This is a genomic window from Xanthomonas sp. CFBP 8152, from assembly GCF_014199025.1.
Taxonomy (GTDB): Bacteria; Pseudomonadota; Gammaproteobacteria; order Xanthomonadales; family Xanthomonadaceae; genus Xanthomonas; species Xanthomonas arboricola_B.
Map to the genome: position 1 here is coordinate 1,434,664 of NZ_JACHNO010000001.1, position 17,855 is coordinate 1,452,518.

General features: G+C 66.6%; 12 protein-coding genes. 9 read left to right on the forward strand and 3 right to left on the reverse strand.

The window, feature by feature from the left end; all coding sequences use genetic code 11:
- Nucleotides 1-275 precede the first annotated feature (275 nt).
- Nucleotides 276-2,633 carry a Tat pathway signal protein gene (locus FHT09_RS06060; protein WP_104606461.1) on the forward strand — a complete coding sequence of 786 codons (2,358 nt, stop codon included), beginning with the start codon at nucleotides 276-278 and terminating at the stop codon, nucleotides 2,631-2,633.
- A 53-nt stretch (nucleotides 2,634-2,686) separates the two neighbouring features.
- Here FHT09_RS06060 and FHT09_RS06065 read toward each other — a convergent pair whose 3' ends face one another.
- Complete coding sequence (locus FHT09_RS06065) at nucleotides 2,687-3,004, reverse strand: hypothetical protein (RefSeq protein WP_181141349.1); 318 nt, start codon at nucleotides 3,002-3,004, stop codon at nucleotides 2,687-2,689.
- A 222-nt stretch (nucleotides 3,005-3,226) separates the two neighbouring features.
- Here FHT09_RS06065 and FHT09_RS06070 point away from each other — a divergent pair, with 222 nt between their 5' ends.
- Both FHT09_RS06070 and FHT09_RS06075 read left to right on the forward strand, forming a co-directional pair.
- The gene (locus tag FHT09_RS06070) at nucleotides 3,227-6,124 is read left to right on the forward strand and encodes a TonB-dependent receptor (protein WP_104606460.1); all 2,898 of its coding nucleotides are present in this window, start codon (nucleotides 3,227-3,229) and stop codon (nucleotides 6,122-6,124) included.
- Between the two features lie 148 nt (nucleotides 6,125-6,272).
- Nucleotides 6,273-8,648, forward strand: a complete 2,376-nt coding sequence (locus tag FHT09_RS06075) for a glycoside hydrolase family 127 protein (protein WP_104606459.1) — start codon at nucleotides 6,273-6,275, stop codon at nucleotides 8,646-8,648.
- 151 nt (nucleotides 8,649-8,799) lie between these two features.
- Here FHT09_RS06075 and htpG read toward each other — a convergent pair whose 3' ends face one another.
- Nucleotides 8,800-10,704, reverse strand: coding sequence for a molecular chaperone HtpG (htpG, locus tag FHT09_RS06080; RefSeq protein WP_104606458.1), 1,905 nt, complete (start codon nucleotides 10,702-10,704; stop codon nucleotides 8,800-8,802).
- Between the two features lie 173 nt (nucleotides 10,705-10,877).
- Here htpG and rsmD point away from each other — a divergent pair, with 173 nt between their 5' ends.
- The 6 genes from rsmD to FHT09_RS06110 all read left to right on the forward strand — a co-directional run bounded on the left by rsmD (nucleotide 10,878) and on the right by FHT09_RS06110 (nucleotide 16,905).
- The gene (gene rsmD / locus FHT09_RS06085; protein ID WP_184416878.1) at nucleotides 10,878-11,567 is read left to right on the forward strand and encodes a 16S rRNA (guanine(966)-N(2))-methyltransferase RsmD; all 690 of its coding nucleotides are present in this window, start codon (nucleotides 10,878-10,880) and stop codon (nucleotides 11,565-11,567) included.
- Nucleotides 11,564-12,070: a pantetheine-phosphate adenylyltransferase gene (coaD, locus tag FHT09_RS06090; protein ID WP_006448932.1), complete on the forward strand. Its 507-nt coding sequence runs from the start codon at nucleotides 11,564-11,566 to the stop codon at nucleotides 12,068-12,070. The genes rsmD and coaD overlap by 4 nt, the downstream gene beginning before the upstream one ends.
- 47 nt (nucleotides 12,071-12,117) lie before the next feature.
- A complete protein-coding gene (locus tag FHT09_RS06095) occupies nucleotides 12,118-12,615 on the forward strand; it encodes a hypothetical protein (RefSeq protein WP_181126248.1) in 498 nt (165 codons plus the stop codon).
- A 231-nt stretch (nucleotides 12,616-12,846) separates the two neighbouring features.
- Nucleotides 12,847-13,131: a YfhL family 4Fe-4S dicluster ferredoxin gene (locus FHT09_RS06100; RefSeq protein ID WP_003489796.1), complete on the forward strand. Its 285-nt coding sequence runs from the start codon at nucleotides 12,847-12,849 to the stop codon at nucleotides 13,129-13,131.
- Nucleotides 13,128-14,906, forward strand: a complete 1,779-nt coding sequence (gene ggt / locus FHT09_RS06105) for a gamma-glutamyltransferase (protein WP_104606456.1) — start codon at nucleotides 13,128-13,130, stop codon at nucleotides 14,904-14,906. Before FHT09_RS06100 ends, ggt begins: the two co-directional genes overlap by 4 nt.
- Nucleotides 14,907-15,147: 241 nt before the next feature.
- Nucleotides 15,148-16,905 (forward strand): glycoside hydrolase family 9 protein, encoded by a 1,758-nt coding sequence (locus tag FHT09_RS06110; RefSeq protein ID WP_104606509.1) that lies wholly within the window; start codon nucleotides 15,148-15,150, stop codon nucleotides 16,903-16,905.
- A gap of 293 nt (nucleotides 16,906-17,198) precedes the next feature.
- Here FHT09_RS06110 and upp read toward each other — a convergent pair whose 3' ends face one another.
- Entirely contained in the window at nucleotides 17,199-17,831 is a 633-nt protein-coding gene (gene upp / locus FHT09_RS06115; RefSeq protein ID WP_024940024.1) for a uracil phosphoribosyltransferase, read from the reverse strand.
- Nucleotides 17,832-17,855 lie beyond the last annotated feature (24 nt).

The following is a 17,855-nucleotide window of genomic DNA, read 5'->3' on the forward strand; positions in this document are numbered from 1 at the left end:
TCCTTGTAGGTGGGCGTGGATTACGCGGCGGTCTGGCGACAGTGCCGCCTGCGTCTGTGCAGCCAGTGTGGCTGCCACCGCAGATACCGGCGTGGCCAGAAAGTCACGTGGCTAAATGGCAGGGGTGGCGACCGGCAGGCGCTGTGCGTCGCCGCGATGGCTGCGCAGCAACAGCTGCTTGTGTGCGGATTTCCGCATACGTGCCAGACAGCTGCCACAAGACGCAAGCCGCGCCGTCGCGCACGATGTGGATGAGATCAACCGAGGGCGCGACGATGGACCGCAGAAGCTTTTTGCGTCAGGGCATGGCGGCAACCGCGGCGGTGGGCGCGGGTGCCGCGCTCGCGCTGCCGGGCACGCCGCACACCCCGGCGACGTTGCCGCCACCGGCACTGCCGCGTCTTGAGGCGCTGCCGTCGGCCGCGCATGTGGGCAGCACGCTTTGCCGCTTTCGGCATCTGCAGCAGGACTGGACCGTCTACGAGCACCTCGACGATCCGCAGGGCCAGCTGACGCTGTGGACCGACAGCGGCATGCTGCGCCTGGACAAACGCACCGAGCCGGCCTATCCGGCCGAGGCCAAGCCGTACTTCGGGATGTCGCTGGCCGAGGTGGCGATGGCGCAGGCCGATCTGCTCGCCGACCGCCTGCTGCGCGATGGCGATCCGGACGAGGCGCAGGTGCGCGATGTCGCGCCGCCGCCGGCCTCGCGACTCGACCCCAAGGACAATGGCGGGCGCTGGCCGTGGACCACCTTCGTCGGCACGCGCGAAAGCCTGGACACCATGCCGATCCTGCCCAACGGCCGCAGCCGCACCTCGCGGCCGGAACATGCCTTCGCCGAGCTGGGCGAAGAGGCGTTGATCAAACGGCGCGAGGAGGGCCTGCTGGGTGGCTGGATGCCGGCGGTACGCAAGGTGATGCGGCGCGCAGGCGAGGATGATGGCTGGTACGACGTACTGGTGTTTGCCGATGTGCGTGCCAGCGATCGCTTCGTGGTGCAGACCTGGCATCGCACGCTGCACGTGCGCGGCGGCGAGATCGTCGGCGTGCATTACACCCACAGCTATCCGGCGTTTGCGCCGTCGCGCAAGCCGGCCACCGCCGAGCAGTTCTATGCGGGGTTGATCGATTTCGCCGCGTACTGGCAGCAGGCCCTGGACGGCACGGTGCAGGCACAGCTGCCCGATGCCAGCTGGAACGACATGGCGCAATTCGCGTTCGCGCGCGAGCTGGTGGTGCGCCCCGGTGGCGATTATCCGAAGTACGGCGCGGTGGAACGCGACTACTACGGCAACGAGTACGACGGCTTCCAGGACACCTTCACCAGCTCGTTCTACGCCAACCTGGAATGGGGCCGCTTCGCGCAGGCCGCCGCAGTACTGGACAACTACTTCGACGACTTCGTGCAGGACGATGGCCTGCCGAACATGCGCGGGCCGGAGGTCGGGCAGTTCGGGCTGACCCTGTCGCTGCTGGCGCGCTATCTGCGCTACACCGGCGATGCGACGCGGCTGCGCCGCCTGCTGCCCAAGATCGCCGCCACCGCGCAGCTGCTGTGCGAGCTGCACGACCAGGCGCTGGCATTGCCGCGCAGCGCGCATGGCCATGGCCTGCTGCATGGCTGGAACGAATCCGATGCCTGCCTGTTCCCCGACCCGTCGCTGTGGTGGAAACCGTACTACGCCAACAGCGCGCTGACGATACGCGGCTGGGAAGACATCGCCCAGGTCTGGAGCACGCTCGGTGGCGATGCCGGCCTGGCCACGCAATGGCAGCGTCGCGCCAGGCAGTTGCGTGCACGGCTGGAAACCAGCCTGCGTGCCAACGTGCGCCGCGAGCTGTCGCCGCCGTATGTCGGCCCGCTGCCGGGCACCACACTGACCTTTCGCCAATCGTTGCTGCAGGAAAAGCCCAGCGAGCAGCAATGGCCGCACCGCGCGTATGCGGAATTGCTGCAGGCCGATGTCCTGCCCGACGACCTGGCCAACCTGGTGATCGATTGCCTGCGCGGCCATGGCGGCACCAGCATCGGCGTGGTGGCCAACATCGCACCGCCGGAGCCGGGCAGCCGCGATCTGCTCGGCTTCATTTCCTACGGCTATGCGCAACAGCTGCTGCGGCTGGACCGCATCGAAGAGTATCTGTTGTTCGTCTATGCGCATCGCTACCAGGTGCATACCCGCGGCAGCTGGACCGCCGGCGAGGTCAGCGGCATCACCGGTGGCATGCCGTTGTTCTGCATCCCTGCGCAGATGACCATCCCGTTGCTGCTGCGCTGGATGCTGGTCAGCGACGACAGCGCAGGCGAGCAGGTGTTCCTTGCGCGTGCGCTGCCGCGCGCGTGGCTGGGCAGTGGCGCTACGATCGGCATCACGGCTGCGCCCACACGCTGGGGCAAGCTCACGCTGACACTGCGCACCGACGTGGCGGCACGCCGCATCGATGCCGAAGTGCAACTGCCGGAGCGGTCCCCAAGGTGCACCTGGCTGACCCTGCGTGTGCCCAAGGGCACCACGCTCACGCGCATGCTCGTGAACGGCAAGCCGGCGCGTGCGCAGGGCCCGCGTGCCGATCGCGTGGCGTTGCCCGGCAGCGCAGCGGCAGTGAAGGTGCAGGCCTGGTACGGGTGATGGACCATCGCCGCGACGACCGTGCCGGCCTCGTCGCCTCACCGTGGTCGTCATCAGCCACGGCGGCCTCGACCGGCGATCGCTGAAGCGGTGTTGCCGTCTGCCGTGTCCTGGGCGGCCGCATGCATAGGTTTGCTCGACGCCTGATCGACTGTCATCGCACATGGTTGCAAGCGATGCATCGCCTCGGGTGTATCGCCATCGTTTTGCGCGTGATGTCCACCTGCGGGTATCGCTGCGGGGCGCAACGCCAACGCATGCCCGTTCATTTGCCAACCATGCTGTTTTCCGCATGCGCTGTCGTCAAATGCGACAAGACGTAGCGCGTGCGCACAGGCACATTGTGACCAGCTGATGAAACTGGAGCGCATGGGCGCCTCCGGTGCGGAACCAACACCCTTTCCGACAACACGCGCTGCTGCATGACTCTACGTGGCCGTGCGCGTCGCAGGTTGTCTGCATGTCTGCAGCACGGCGCTGGCGAGAAGTTTCGCTGCGTGCGCGTCTGCCACCCATCTTGCCCTGCGCTGGTGTCCGCCGGCACGGGCGTGTGTTGCCCATCGTTTGTCCGCCATACGAATCAGGAGCCTTGCATGCCGATGTCGCTGTTGCCTTTTTCCCGGACTACCGGCACGCCCACGCGCCCGGTGCCGAGCACGCTCAGCGCCGCGCTGCTGCTGGCGCTGTCTGCAGGTGTCAGCGCACCGGTGTCTGCGCAGCAGGCCGGCAGCGGCGGCGATGCGCCACAAACGCTGGACAGCGTGGTGGTCACCGGCTCGCGTCTGCGCCGCGTGGATACCGAAACCGCCAACCCGGTGGTTACGGTCAGCCAGGAGCAGATCGCCGCGACCGGCAAGGCCACGGTCGGCGATCTGCTGCAGGAGCTGCCGTCGATCGCCGGCAACGCCACCAATCCATACACCAACAACGGCGGTGGCACCGGTGCGTCGGCCATTTCGCTGCGCGGCCTGGGCGACAAACGCACGCTGGTGCTGGTCAACGGTATTCGTCTGGCCTACAACGACGTCAACGCGATTCCGTCCAGCATGATCGAGCGCATCGAAGTGCTCAGCGACGGCGCCTCAGCGGTGTACGGCTCCGACGCCATCGGCGGCGTGGTCAACTTCATCCTGCGCAGCCAGTTCGATGGCGTGCAGTTCAGCAGCGACTTCGGCACCAGCAGCGAAGGCGACGGCAACCGGCGCAACTTCACCCTGACCACCGGCAAGACCTGGGAGCGCGGCAGCCTGATCGGCGGCCTGTCTTACCACAACATCGATCCGGTCTCGGCAGCGGCGCGCGACTATTCCAAGGACGCGCTTGCGTTGACCAACGGGCAACCGGTGAAGCAGGGCTCGTCCGCAACGCCGACCGGCACCGTGAATTTCAACGATGGCTCGGATCAGTCCACGCAGCTTGCGCAGGCCAACGGCTGCGGGCGCGTCACCCTCAACAGCGGCGTCAGCGGTCGCGCCGGTCCGGGCGATTTCCACTGTTACAACGCCAGCGCCGACTCCTACAACTACCAGCCATTCAACCTGCTGCAGACCCCGCAGAAGCGCACCAATGCGTTTTTGCTGGGCACCTATCGCTTCACCGACAACGTCGAGGGCTACGTCAACACCTGGTTCAGTAAAACCGAATCGGCCTCGATCATTGCGCCGATCCCGATCTTCGCCAACGGCGACAATATCCTGGTGTCGTCGCAGAGCTACTACAACCCGTTCGGCGTGAACTTCGGCACCGATCGCAGCACCGGCACCTCCTACAACGACCTCAACACGCGCGCCACCGTGCTGGGCAATCGCAGCTATCAATACAACACCTACAACTTCCAGATCAGCCCCGGTTTGCGCGGCCGCTTCGGCGACAGTTCCTGGCAGTGGGATGCCACCTTCAACTACGGCAAGGTCAAACAGAAGTCGATCAACAACGGCTTTCTCGACTATGCCGCGTTCAACCAGGCCATCGGCCCGTCGTTTCTGGACAGCGACGGCGTGGTCAAGTGCGGCAGCGCGGGCGCGGCGATCGCCGGCTGCACGCCGCTGAACTTCTTCAACCTCAACGACAGCGCCAACCTGTCCACCCTGCAGGGCATGGTGGTCAACCCCATCGTGACCAGCGTCTACACGGTCAAGCAATTCGAGGCCAATGCCAACGGCTCGCTGTTCGAGCTGCCGGCCGGCACGGTCAGCCTGGCGACCGGCGTCTCCTACCGCAAGGAACGCTCGACCACCGCCTCCGACCCGTTATGGACCGGCGATGAGGACGGCCTGTGCGGGGTGATCGAATTCTGTTCGTCCACCCTGGCTGGCAGTTTCGACGTCAAGGAGGCCTATGCCGAAGCGCTGTTTCCGCTGCTGAAGGACCTGCCCGGCATCAACGCCTTGAACATCACGCTGGGCACGCGCTTTTCCGATTTCAGCTCGGTCGGCAGCAAGACCAACAGCAAGATCTCGCTGGAGTATCGCCCGGTCGAGAACCTGCTGATCCGCGGCACGGTGTCGGAGGTGTTCCGCGCGCCCAACATCAACGAGCTGTATGCCGGCGTGGCCGGCGATGCGGCCACCGTCAACGACCCGTGCAATGGCTATACCGGCGGCAATAGCGTGGCCTGCGCCAATGTGCCCACCGACGGCAGCTACCAGCAGTCCGACGGCCAGGTGTCGGGCAAGGTGTCCGGCGCGGCGGTGGCCGGGTACCAGCTCAAGCCGGAAACCGGCAAGTCCTACGACGTGGGGCTGGTGTACGACCCGCAGTGGATCGATGGGCTGTCGCTGAGCGCGGACTGGTGGCGCATCGATCTGGAAGACACCATCACCACGGTGTCGGCGCAGACCGTGCTCAATCAATGCTTCGCCAACCCGGCCAGCTCCTTTTGCGCGTTGATCCATCGCAACGGCAACGGCACCATCAATTACATCGCCGAACCCACCGTCAACCTGGGCAAGCTGTGGGCCAAGGGCATGGACTTCAACCTGACCTACCGCGCGCCGCCCACCGCATGGGGCAATCTCAGCGCCGGGCTCAACGGCACCTATCTCACCCGTTACGACGTGCTGCCCGATACCACCGACCCCAGCTCGGTCACCATCCACAACGTCGGCCGCTACACCCAGGCCTACGGCAATTTCCCGCGCTGGCGTGCGCTGGGTACGGTGAACTGGGCGTTGGACGACTGGAGCGCCACCTGGCGCATCCGCTATGTGGGCCACACCGCCATCGGCAATTCGGATCCGGACCAGAGCCTGTCGGCCGACTCCAGCGAGCCGATGGTGGTGCGCAAGATCGGCGCCTACGTCTACAACAACCTGCAGCTCGGCTACAACGTCGAACCGTGGCACACGCGCTTCGAAGTGGGCGTGGACAATATCGCCAACAAACAGCCGCCGCTGTATTACTCCAACAACGTCGGCAATGCCAATACCGATGTGGCCACCTACGATCTGCTCGGTCGGTTCTACTGGGCGCGTGCCACGGTGAAGTTCTGATCGTGCCGGTGTATCGCGGTGGCGTGCGGCCAGATGCCATCGGTTGCGGGCGTCATGCATGTGCACGCGTGCGTTGTCGCGACTGCACAGGCGGTTGTTGCAATGGCGCGCGCGGTCTGCGCGCGCCGACAGGAGCTAAGCTGAGCCCATGACCGAGACGCATCCGAGCCAATCGCCCAACGACCACGCGCCGGGCCTGTCGCGGCGGCGCTTTCTGGCCTGGAGCAGCCTGGCGGTTGCGGCGGGTTTCCTGCGGTTTCCGGCCCAGGCCAGCGCAGCACAACCCGGCAGGGTCCGCGCAGTGCCGCTGGCGCAGGTGCGGCTCACGCCGTCGTTGTTCCTGGATGCGCTGCACACCAATCGCCGCTATCTGATGCGGCTGCAGCCGGACCGGCTGTTGCACAACTTCGTGCTGTACGCCGGCCTCGATCCCAAGGCGCCTGCGTACGGCGGCTGGGAGGCGGACACCATCGCCGGGCATACGCTCGGTCACTATCTCAGCGCACTGGCGCTGATGCATGCGCAGACCGGCGATGCGCAATGCCGCACGCGCGCCGGGTATCTGGTCGCAGAGCTGGCACGCTGCCAGGCGCATGCAGGCGATGGCTATGTGGCTGGCTTCACCCGAAAGAATGCAGCAGGGAAGATCGAAAGCGGGCGTGCGGTGTTCGATGAACTCAGGCGCGGCAAGATCGACCCGGCGCCGTTCTACCTCAACGGCAGCTGGGCACCGCTGTACACCTGGCACAAGCTGTTTGCCGGCCTGCTCGACGTGCATGCGCATTGCGACAACGCGCAGGCCCTGCAGGTGGCGGTGGGCCTGGCCAGCTATCTGCAAGGCATCTTCGCCGCACTCGACGACGCGCAGCTGCAGAAGGTGCTGTCGTGCGAATTCGGTGGCCTCAACGAATCCTTCGTCGAGCTGCATGTGCGGACCGGCAATGCGCAATGGCTGGCACTGGCGCAGCGCCTACACCATCACGCCGTGCTCGATCCACTGGCCGCCCAGCGCGACGAGCTGGTGCACCAGCATTCCAATACCAATATCCCCAAGCTGATCGGCCTGGCACGCGAGTACGAAGTCACCGGCGATGCCGCTTCGGGCGCGGCAGCGCGCTTCTTCTGGCATACCGTCACCGACCACCACACCTACGTGATCGGCGGCAATGGCGACCGCGAGTATTTCCAGCAGCCGGACAGCATCTCGAAGTTTCTCACCGAGCAGACCTGCGAGCACTGCGCCAGCTACAACATGCTCAAGCTCACCCGGCATCTGTACCAGTGGGGCCCGCAGGCCGCGTTCTTCGATTACTACGAGCGCACGCTGCTCAACCACGTGATGGCGCAGCAGCATCCGCGCACCGGCATGTTCACCTACATGACACCGATGCTGGCCGGCGAAGCGCGCGGCTGGTCGTCGCCGTTCGACGATTTCTGGTGCTGCGTCGGCAGCGGCATGGAGGCGCATGCCCAGTTCGGCGATTCCATCTACTGGCAGGACGGGCAGGGCGTCTACGTCAATCTCTACGTGCCCTCCAGCGTGCGCGATGCTGCCGGGCTGGACATGACCCTGCACAGCACGATGCCGGAGCAGGGCAGCGCCTCGCTACGCATCGATGCCGCGCCGGCCGAGCAACGCACGCTCGCACTGCGCGTGCCCGGCTGGGCGCAGTCGCCGCAGCTGCAGCTCAACGGCCAGCCGGTCGATGCCACCGTCAACGAGGGCTACCTGCGCATCGCCCGCGTCTGGCTCGCCGGCGACACGCTCACGCTGTCGTTCGAGATGCCGCTGCGTCTGGAAGCCACACCGGACGACCCGGCCTGGGTCTCGGTGCTGCGCGGGCCGCTGGTGCTGGCGGCCGACCTGGGCGATGCGGCAAAACCCTGGTCGGGCAAGACCCCGGCGTTGATCGGCGGCGCTGAGGTCTTGCAGCGCCTGCAGCCGGTGGCGGGCCAAGCCGCGTTCGACTATAGCGACGGCGCACAGCACTGGCGCTTTTCCCCGTTCTACGCCCAATTCGATCGCCGCAGCGCGCCCTACCTGGAGCATCGCGACGCCGCCGCATGGCAGCAGCATCAAGCCGAGCAGGCCGCAGCAGAGGCGAAACAACACGCGCTCGACGCGCGCGCACTGGACCGCGTCGCCCTGGGCGATGAAGCCTCCGAAAAAGCCCACGGCCTGCAAAGCGAAAGTTCCTACGCACTGAGCTACCGCCGCCGCGCCGGCCGCGACGCCCGCACCGGCGGCTTCATCGCCTTCACCCTGCGCAATACCGCGAAGGCCGGCATCCTGCGCCTACGCTACTGGGGCGACGAAACCCGCCGCCGCTTCCGCATCCTCGCCGACGGCGAACTCATCGCCAACGAACGCCTGGACGGCAACCGCGGCCTGGATTTCGTCGATGTGGACTACGCCTTGCCGGCAGCAGTGGCGGGCCGCGCCACCCTGCAAATCCGCATCGAGCCGGAAACCGGCTATTCGGCCGGGCCGGCGTTCGGGTGTTGGGCGTTGGAGTCGGTTTGAATGCTGTCGCAGGAAATCGTCGATGACGTTGCCTGCGCCTTGATCGTAGCGCACGATGCGCGCAGGCACCGGGCGTGACCGACAGGAGAGAGACGCAAAAAAAGACCGGCGCATGCGCCGGTCTTGGTGTATCACGAGCGAGGCTTAAGCTTTATGCCGACAACTCCAACAACAACTTGTTCAACCGCTTCACATACCCGGCCGGGTCCTTGAGACTATCGCCCGCCGCCAGCGCCGCCTGGTCGAACAGCACCCGGCTCAGATCGCCGAAGCGGTCCATGTCGGCTTCCGCATCCAGCTTTTCGATCAGCGGGTGAGCCGGGTTGAACTCGAACACCGGCTTGGTTTCCGGCACGGCCTGGCCGCTGGCTTCCAGCAGCTGGCGCATCTGCAGGCCCAGGTCGCCCTGGCCGATGGCCAGGATCGCCGGGGAATCGGTCAGGCGGTGCGAGACGCGCACCTCGGCCACGTCGTCGCCCAGGGCGGCCTTGATGCGCGAGGCCAGGCCTTCCTTGGATTTGGCGACTTCTTCCTGCGCCTTCTTGTCTTCTTCCGAATCCAGCTTGCCCAGGTCCAGGTCGCCGCGTGCCACGTCAACGAACGACTTGCCGTCGAACTCGGTGAGGTAGCTCATCAACCATTCGTCGATGCGGTCGGTGAGCAGCAGCACTTCGATGCCCTTCTTGCGGAACACTTCCAGATGCGGGCTGTCCTTGATCTGCGCGTAGCTTTCGCCGGTGAGGTAGTACAGCTTGTCCTGGCCCTCGGCCAGACGACCCACGTAATCGGCCAGGCCCACGCTCTGCGCGCCGGTGGTATCGTACGTGGAGGAGAAGCGCAGCAGACCGGCGATCTTTTCGCGGTTGGCGTAATCCTCGGCCGGGCCTTCCTTCAGCGCCTGGCCGAAGTTGCGCCAGAACGTCGCATAGTCGTCCGGCTTGTCCTTGGCCAGCTTCTCCAGCATGTCCAGCGAGCGCTTGGTCAGCGCCGACTTCATCGAGTCGACCACCGGGCCGGACTGCAGGATCTCGCGCGACACATTGAGCGACAGGTCGGACGAATCCACCACGCCCTTTATGAAACGCAGGTACAGCGGCAGGAACTGCTCGGCCTGGTCCATGATGAAAACGCGCTGCACGTACAGCTTCAGGCCCTTGGCTGAATCGCGGTGATACAGGTCGAACGGGGCGCGGCCGGGCACGAACAGCAGCGAGGTGTATTCCAGCTTGCCTTCGACCTTGTTGTGGCTCCACGCCAGTGGGTTGCTGGCATCGTGCGCGACGTGCTTGTAGAACTCCTGGTATTCCTCATCCTTGATCTCGGACTTGGGCCGCGTCCACAGCGCGCTGGCGCGGTTGACCGCTTCCCACTCCGGCTCGGCGGGCGCGTCGGCCTGTTCGCCGTGGTGCTCCTTGCGCATCTCGATCGGCAGGCCGATGTGGTCGGAATACTTCTTGAGGATGCCGCGCAGCGTCCAGCCGTCGGCAAAGCTGTCTTCGCCGTCCTTCAAATGCAGCACGATGCGGGTGCCGCGCTCGGGCTTGTCGACGCTGGCGACCTCGAACTCGCCTTCGCCACGCGAAGACCAGTGCACACCCTCATTGGCGGACAGGCCGGCGCGACGCGAGTACACGTCGACCTGGTCGGCGACGATGAAGGCGCTGTAGAAACCCACGCCGAACTGGCCGATCAGGTTGGCGTCCTTCTTCTGGTCGCCGCTGAGGTGCTTGAGGAAGTCGGCGGTGCCGGACTTGGCGATGGTGCCCAGATGCGAGACCGCATCCTCGCGGCTCATGCCGATGCCGTTGTCGTCGATGGTGACGGTGCGCGCATCCTTGTCGTAGTCCACGCGGATGCGCAGCGCGCCGCCGCCTTCCAGCAGCTCCGGCTTCACCAGTGCCTCGAAACGCAGCTTGTCGGCGGCATCGGCGGCATTGGAGACCAGCTCGCGCAGGAAGATTTCCTTGTTCGAGTACAACGAGTGGATCATCAGCTGCAGCAGCTGCTTGACCTCGGTCTGGAAGCCAAGCGTCTGCTTGTCGGTATCAACGGTCATTGGGGTCGTGCTCCATGGTGGCCCAGGCCGCAACGCGGCCGATGGCCTGGGGGATGAGGCCGTAAGGGGATTTTTTCAAGGCGGGCGTGCGCCTGATGGCCTGCGTCCAGGCCGGCGGGGGGAGGGCGGCTGCGGCAATCGCGGCGGTATCATGGCCGTCCGTCCCGCCTGCCTTGAACCATGTCGCCATTTGCGCTGCCGCCGTCCTGCCTCCGTTCGCCCGCACCCGGCGCGTGGCGATGAGCCGCCCAGCACGGCCGGCGCCACGCGGCGCGGAAGGGCAGGTGCGCATCGTCGGCGGGCGCTGGCGCAATACCAAGCTGGCGGTGCCGGACCTGCCAGGCCTGCGCCCGAGCAGCGACCGCGTCCGCGAGACGGTGTTCAACTGGCTGATGCCGCGCCTGCCCGGCGCGCGGGTGCTGGACCTGTTTGCCGGATCCGGCGCGCTGGGCCTGGAGGCGGTGTCGCGCGGCGCTGCGCACGCGACCCTGATCGAACGCGACCCTGGCCTGGTGCAGCGCCTGCGCCAGCACGTGACCAGGCTGGATGCGGCCGATCAGGTGCAGGTGCTGCAGGAGGATGCGCTGCGCTGGCTGGAGCGTGCGCCGGTGGCGCAGGCCAGCATCGCGTTCGTCGACCCGCCGTTTGCCGCCGGGCTGTGGACCAGCGTGCTGGAACGCCTGCCCGCGCACCTGAGCGCCGACGCCTGGCTGTACCTGGAAGGCCCGGCCGAGGTCCCGCCGCAGGTACCGGCCGGCTGGCATCTGCACCGCGAAGGCGCCACCCAGCAGGTGCGCTATGCGCTGTACCGCCGGGCCGCTGCTACACTGAACGGCGATCCGACCCCGGTAGTTTCCGTATGAGCGTGGCCAACAGCCGCACCGCCGTCTATCCCGGTACCTTCGACCCGATCACCAACGGGCATATCGATCTGGTGAACCGCGCCGCGCCGTTGTTCGAGCGCGTGGTGGTCGGCGTGGCCTACAGCCCCTCCAAGGGTCCGGCCCTGCCGCTGGAACGGCGCGTGGAGCTGGCCCAGGAAGCACTGGCCGCACATGCCAATGTGGAAGTGCGCGGCTTCGACACGCTGCTGGCCCACTTCGTGCGCGACATGGGCGCCGGTGTGCTGTTGCGCGGCCTGCGCGCGGTGTCCGACTTCGAATACGAATTCCAGATGGCCAGCATGAACCGCCATCTGATCCCGGAGGTGGAGACGCTGTTTCTCACCCCGGCCGAGCAGTACAGCTTCATCTCGTCCTCGCTGGTGCGCGAAATCGCGCGGCTGGGCGGGGACGTGTCCGGTTTCGTTCCGGCTTCGGTCGTCGAAGCCTTGCGGCAGGTGCGGCAATCCCGCGCGCAGGCCTGATTCTCTAGCAGTCACATCACCACATGCTTTTCAAAGGGAGGAGTTTCATGAAACACACAATGCGCGCGCTGGTGCTCGCTTCGGTCGCCGCTCTGGCCGTCACCGCCTGCAAGAAGGAAGAGCCGGCACCGACCGCCGCCGCCGCTCCGGCTGCGCTGACCGCGCCGGCCAAGGACGACAACGCCGGCTGGAAGAAGTACCTGCAGGAAGTGGTCGGCCAGAACCTGGGCACCACCACCAACAGCCCGTTCCTGTATTACTTGCCGCCGGAGTCCGATGCCGAGTTCGCCGGCAGCTACGAGCGTCAGCTGGAAAGCGTCAAGACCGCACTGGCGCGTGGCGTGCAGCCGGGCAACATGCTGGCCTTCGGTTCGTCCGCCTCGACCAAGATGGCCGACCTGATCGACGCCGCGTTCAAGGACGTGCCGGCCGATTCGATGAAGGGCGTGCGCGTGCTGTTCATCGGCAATGCGGCCGAGAATGCGCGCGTGCAGACCATCGTCCAGCCCAAGGGCGTGGAATACACCTTCGTTGAAGCCAAGTAATGCCGTCCCAGGCCGGAGGCGCGGGAGGGCGCGTCCGGCCGCCGTGCGGGGTCGCAGCATGCTGCTGATCCCGCACGCCGTCGGCGCCGGTCCGCTTGGGCCGGTTGCCGATCACGCGCGTGGCGTTGTCCATGCATTGCGCTACGCCGCGTGCGTCCGCTTGCGGCGGTACGTTGCGTTCCAGCACCTGGCATTGCATCGCGCTGCGTCGCACCGCATGGTGGTGCCGCTATGTCGCTGAAGATCAACGAGCTCTGCGTCAACTGCGATGTCTGCGAGCCGGCGTGCCCGAACCAGGCCATCTCGATGGGCGAAACCATCTACGTGATCGACCCGGCACGTTGCACCGAGTGCGTGGGCCATTTCGACGAAGCGCAATGCGTGGTGGTGTGCCCGGTCGAATGCATCGACCCGGACCCGGCGATACCGGAAACCCACGATCAACTGCTCGCCAAGCTCATGCAGCTGCAGCGCGACCATCCCGAACTGTACGAACAGGAGCCTCCCGCCCCGTGAGCATCTTTTCCCGACGTGTTTCTTCGCGCGGCCTGTTGCTGCTGGCTCTGGTGCTGGCACCGCCGGCCTGGGCTGCCGATGGCGCCAAGCCTGCAGCATCGACGACCTCGCCGATGGCGGAGCATCCGCCCGGTGCGGCGATTGCCAGCGGTCATGCACTGGCCACCGACGCCGGCCTGCAGATCCTGCGCGAGGGCGGCAACGCGTTCGATGCGGCGATCGCGGTGTCGTCCACGCTGGCGGTGGTCGAGCCGATCAGCTCGGGCCTGGGCGGCGGCGGCTTCTTCCTGCTGCACGATGCCAAGACCGGCAAGGACGTGATGCTGGACGCGCGCGAGACCGCGCCCGAGTCGGCCAGCGAGGCGCAATTTCTCGACAAGCAGGGCGCGCTGGACCGCGACCGCTCGGTCAACGGCCCCTGGTCGGCCGGTATTCCCGGGCTGCCTGCAGCGCTGGTGGAACTGGCCACCAGGCACGGCCGGCTGCCGCTGAAGCAGTCGCTGGCGCCGTCGATCCGCATCGCCAGCGAAGGCTTCCCGGTGTACGCGCGCATGGCCAAGGGCTATGCCTCGCGGCGCGAGGTGATGGAGCGTTACCCCGGCACGCGCCAGGTGTATCTGCGCGGCGGCAAGCCGATTGCCGAAGGCGACATCTTCAAGCAGCCAGAGCTGGCGCATACCCTGCAGCTGCTCGGCGACAAGGGCTTCGATGGCTTCTACAAGGGCGAAACCGCCAAGAAGCTGCTGGCCGGCGTCAAGCAGGCCGGCGGGCAGTGGAAGGCCGCCGAGCTGTCCGGGTACCGGGTCAAGCAGCGCACGCCGATCCAGTTCGACTACCGCGGCTGGAAGATCACCACCGCGCCGCCGCCATCCTCCGGCGGGATCGCACTTGCCGCCATGCTGCAGATCCTGGAAGGCTGGGAACTGGACACGCTCGACGATGCGCACCGCACCCATCTGGTGGTGGAGGCGATGCGCCGCGCCTACCGCGACCGCACCTTCTTCCTGGGCGACCCGGACTTTGTCGCCGTGCCGCAGCGCGTGTTGACCAGCAAGGATTACGCGCAAGGCCTGCGCGCCACGATCAACCCGGACAAGGCCACCCCCAGCGACCTGCTGTCGGGCAACCCGACCCCGCTGGAAGACGACGAAACCACGCACTTTTCCATCATCGATGGCGAAGGCAACCGGGTCGGCGCCACTCAGACCGTCAACCTGCTGTACGGCTCGGGCCTGATCCCCAAGGGCACCGGCGTGCTGCTCAACGACGAGATGGACGACTTCGCGCTCAAGCCGGGCACACCCAATGCCTTCGGCGTGATGGGCTACGCGGCCAACGCGCCCAAGCCGGGCAAGCGCATGCTCAGCTCGATGACGCCGACCTTCATGGAATCGGCCGACAAGGTCGCGGTGATCGGCACCCCGGGCGGCAGCCGCATCATCACCATGGTGCTGCTCGGCATCCTGGGCTACGACGCCGGCCTGGACGCGCAGCAGGTCAGCGCCTTGCCGCGCTATCACCACCAGTGGCTGCCGGACGTGATCGAGGCCGAGAGCAACGCGTTCTCGCCGCAGACCGCCACGGCGCTGCAGGCGATGGGCCATGCGCTCAAGCTGCCGGGCGACACCGCCGAGGGCGGCCGCGGTTCCAGCCACGTCTGGGGCAACCTGCAGACGGTGGAATGGGACAAGCGCAGCAACGTGCTCACCGGCGGCAGCGACCCCCGCAACCCGGTGGGCAAGGCGCAGGTGCAGCTGGAGGCTGCGGCGCGCTGACGGCTGATTGATCGAGATGTGCCTGTCCTCGTAGGCGAGGGCAGGCATCGCCGGATGGCAGCGGGTGTTGCCGGTTGCATTTGCCGCGCCGTGCCAGGGCAGGGCCTGTGCGATGACGCGGTTGGCCGCAGATGCTCGCCACCATCGATGCAGGCACGCGACCGCAGCGATGCATTTCCACGCGGTTGGCTATGCCCGGATTGGACTTGTCGCCCTGCGCCAATGCAGCGACCATCGCGGCATGAACATTTTCCACACTCTGCTCACCGGCATGGTGATCGCATCGCCCATCGCCGCCTGCGCCGCCGACACCACCGGCGACCAGACCGTAGCGGCAACGGGCGCTGCCATTCACGTCAATCAGCTCGGCTATCTGCCGGGTTCGGCCAAGCTTGCGGTGCTCGGATTGCCGCAAGATGCGGCGCCGGCTGCGGACCGTTTCACGGTCGAGGATGCGCAGGGTCGCTCCGTGCTGGAGGGCCGGCTGCAGGCCGCCACGCTGTGGACGCCGGCCGGCAAGCAGGCGCGGGTGGCGGATTTTTCCAGCCTGCGCGCGCCGGGTACCTACCGGTTGAAGATCGACGGGCAGCCGGCGTCCGATCCGTTCCCGATCGCGGCCAGCGCGTACCGTCCGGTGCTCGATGCATCACTGAGGGCGTTCTACTTCAATCGCGCCAGCACCGCGTTGCCGGCGCAGTTCGCCGGGCGCTATGCGCGCGCGGCCGGGCATCCGGATACGCAGGTGCGTATCCATCCGTCGGCGGCATCGGCCACGCGCCCGGCCGACAGCGTGATCAGTGCGCCCAGGGGCTGGTACGACGCCGGCGACTACAACAAGTACGTCGTCAATTCCGGCATCAGCACCTACACCTTGCTGGCCGCCTACGCGCAGTACCCGGCGCTGTTCAAGGCGCAGGCCCTGACCATCCCCGACGACGCGCCCGGCGTGCCCGGCATCCTGCAGGAGACCTGGTGGAATCTGGAATGGATGCTGGCCATGCAAGACCCGGCCGACGGTGGCGTTTACCACAAGCTCACCGACAAGCAGTTCGATGGTCTGGTGATGCCCGATCAGGCGAAACAGCAACGCTATGTGGTGATGAAGGCCACCGCCGCCACGCTGGATTTCGCTGCGGTGATGGCGGCAGCCAGCCGTGCCTACGCGCCGTTCGACAAGCAGTATCCGGGCGCATCGGCGCGCATGTTGAACGCCGCGCGCAGTGCCTGGGCGTGGGCGCAGCAACACCCGGATGTGATCTATCGCCAGCCCGACGACGTGCGTACCGGCGGCTACGACGATGCGCAGGTGGACGATGAATTTGCCTGGGCTGCGGCCGAGCTGTATGTGAGCACGCGCGAGGACGGCTTCTACGACGCAATGATCGCGCGCAACGTACCTGCCAGCGTGCCGGGCTGGAGCAAAGTCGGCGGCCTGGCCTGGATGTCGTTGGCCGAACATCGCGACCGGCTCACCCCGCATGCCGATCGCGCACGCATTGCCCGTGAGATCACCGGCCTGGCGCAGCGTCTTGCCGATGAGTGGCAGTCCTCGCCATGGCGTCTGGCGATGAGCGACACCGACTTCGTGTGGGGAAGCAACGCGGTGGTACTCAACCGCGCGATGATGCTGATGCAGGGTTATCGGCTGACCCGGCAGCGGCCGTATCTGGATGCCGCGCAGTCGCAGCTGGACTACATCCTGGGGCGCAATCCGTTGGGCCTGTCGTTCGTCACCGGCGTCGGGCTGCGCAGCCCGATGCAGATCCACCATCGCCCCTCCGAGGCCGACGGCATCGACGCCCCGGTGCCGGGCTGGCTGGCCGGTGGTCCGCAACCGGGCCAGCAGGACGCCAAGGACTGCAAGGTGGCGTACCCCTCCAAACTGCCGGCGCTGTCGTATCTGGACAACACCTGCAGTTACGCCAGCAACGAGGTGGCCATCAACTGGAACGCGCCGCTGGTGTATGTGAGTGCGGCGATCCAGGCGTCGACGCGCTGAGGCGGGCTTCAGTGCGATGACGCGAGTTCCTTCTCCCATCGGGAGAAGGTGGCGCGTAGCGCCGGATGAGGGTGCGCCTCCGGGGAGCTACCAATGCCGGCAATGACAAACGCGGCGCCACGCGCCGTCAGAAGTGACTCCCCGACTGCTTCGCTCGACGGACCTTCACCCCAATCCCCACTGCGCGCCCCCGGCCCGCGCTTGCGGCGCGGGCGCTTCAAGGCACGCGCGCCAATGGCGCGCAAGCGGAGTCTTCTCGCCCTGCAGGCAGAGGGGCTTCAAGCCTCCGCAGCTCACTCCACCCGCGTCCCGAAGATCCGGTCGCCTGCATCGCCCAGGCCGGGCAGGATGTAGCCCTTGTCGTTGAGGTGGTCGTCGATCGCGGCGGTGTAGACCTCCACGTCCGGATGCACGGCTTCCAATGCCTTGAGCCCTTCCGGTGCGGCGACCAGGAAGATGCCCTTGATCCGTCGCGCGCCGGCGCGCTTGAGCATGTCGATGGTGGCGATCAGCGTGCCGCCGGTGGCCAGCATCGGGTCCAGGATCAGTGCATCGCGCTCTTCCAGGCGGCCGGTGAGGCGTTCGAAGTAGGGCACCGGCTGCAGGGTTTCTTCGTCGCGCTGCAGCCCGACCACGCTCACGCGCGCGGCCGGGATCAGCGCCAGCACGCCGGGCAACATGCCCAACCCTGCGCGCAGGATCGGTACCAGTGTGATTTTCGCGCCGGCAATCCGCTGCACGGTCACCGGGCCGGCCCAGCCAGGTTGCACGTGCGATTCGGTGTCCAAATTGGCGGTGGCCTCGTAGGCCAGCAGCGTGCCCAGCTCGGTGACCAATTCGCGGAAGCCCTTGGTGCTCAAGGCGGCATCGCGCAGCAGACCGATCTTGTGCTGAACGAGGGGGTGACGCACTTCGACGATTTTCATGGGCAGCGACAGGCAGGAGAGACC

Bases quoted from the DNA above. Each gene is read 5' to 3' on its own strand.
- coaD (WP_006448932.1), top strand. From the start codon at position 11,564: ATGAGCGTGGCCAACAGCCGCACCGCCGTCTATCCCGGTACCTTCGAC.
- FHT09_RS06060 (WP_104606461.1), top strand. From the start codon at position 276: ATGGACCGCAGAAGCTTTTTGCGTCAGGGCATGGCGGCAACCGCGGCG.
- upp (WP_024940024.1), bottom strand. From the start codon at position 17,831: ATGAAAATCGTCGAAGTGCGTCACCCCCTCGTTCAGCACAAGATCGGT.
- FHT09_RS06075 (WP_104606459.1), top strand. From the start codon at position 6,273: ATGACCGAGACGCATCCGAGCCAATCGCCCAACGACCACGCGCCGGGC.
- FHT09_RS06065 (WP_181141349.1), bottom strand. From the start codon at position 3,004: ATGCGCTCCAGTTTCATCAGCTGGTCACAATGTGCCTGTGCGCACGCG.
- FHT09_RS06095 (WP_181126248.1), top strand. From the start codon at position 12,118: ATGAAACACACAATGCGCGCGCTGGTGCTCGCTTCGGTCGCCGCTCTG.
- FHT09_RS06100 (WP_003489796.1), top strand. From the start codon at position 12,847: ATGTCGCTGAAGATCAACGAGCTCTGCGTCAACTGCGATGTCTGCGAG.
- FHT09_RS06110 (WP_104606509.1), top strand. From the start codon at position 15,148: ATGAACATTTTCCACACTCTGCTCACCGGCATGGTGATCGCATCGCCC.
- htpG (WP_104606458.1), bottom strand. From the start codon at position 10,704: ATGACCGTTGATACCGACAAGCAGACGCTTGGCTTCCAGACCGAGGTC.
- FHT09_RS06070 (WP_104606460.1), top strand. From the start codon at position 3,227: ATGCCGATGTCGCTGTTGCCTTTTTCCCGGACTACCGGCACGCCCACG.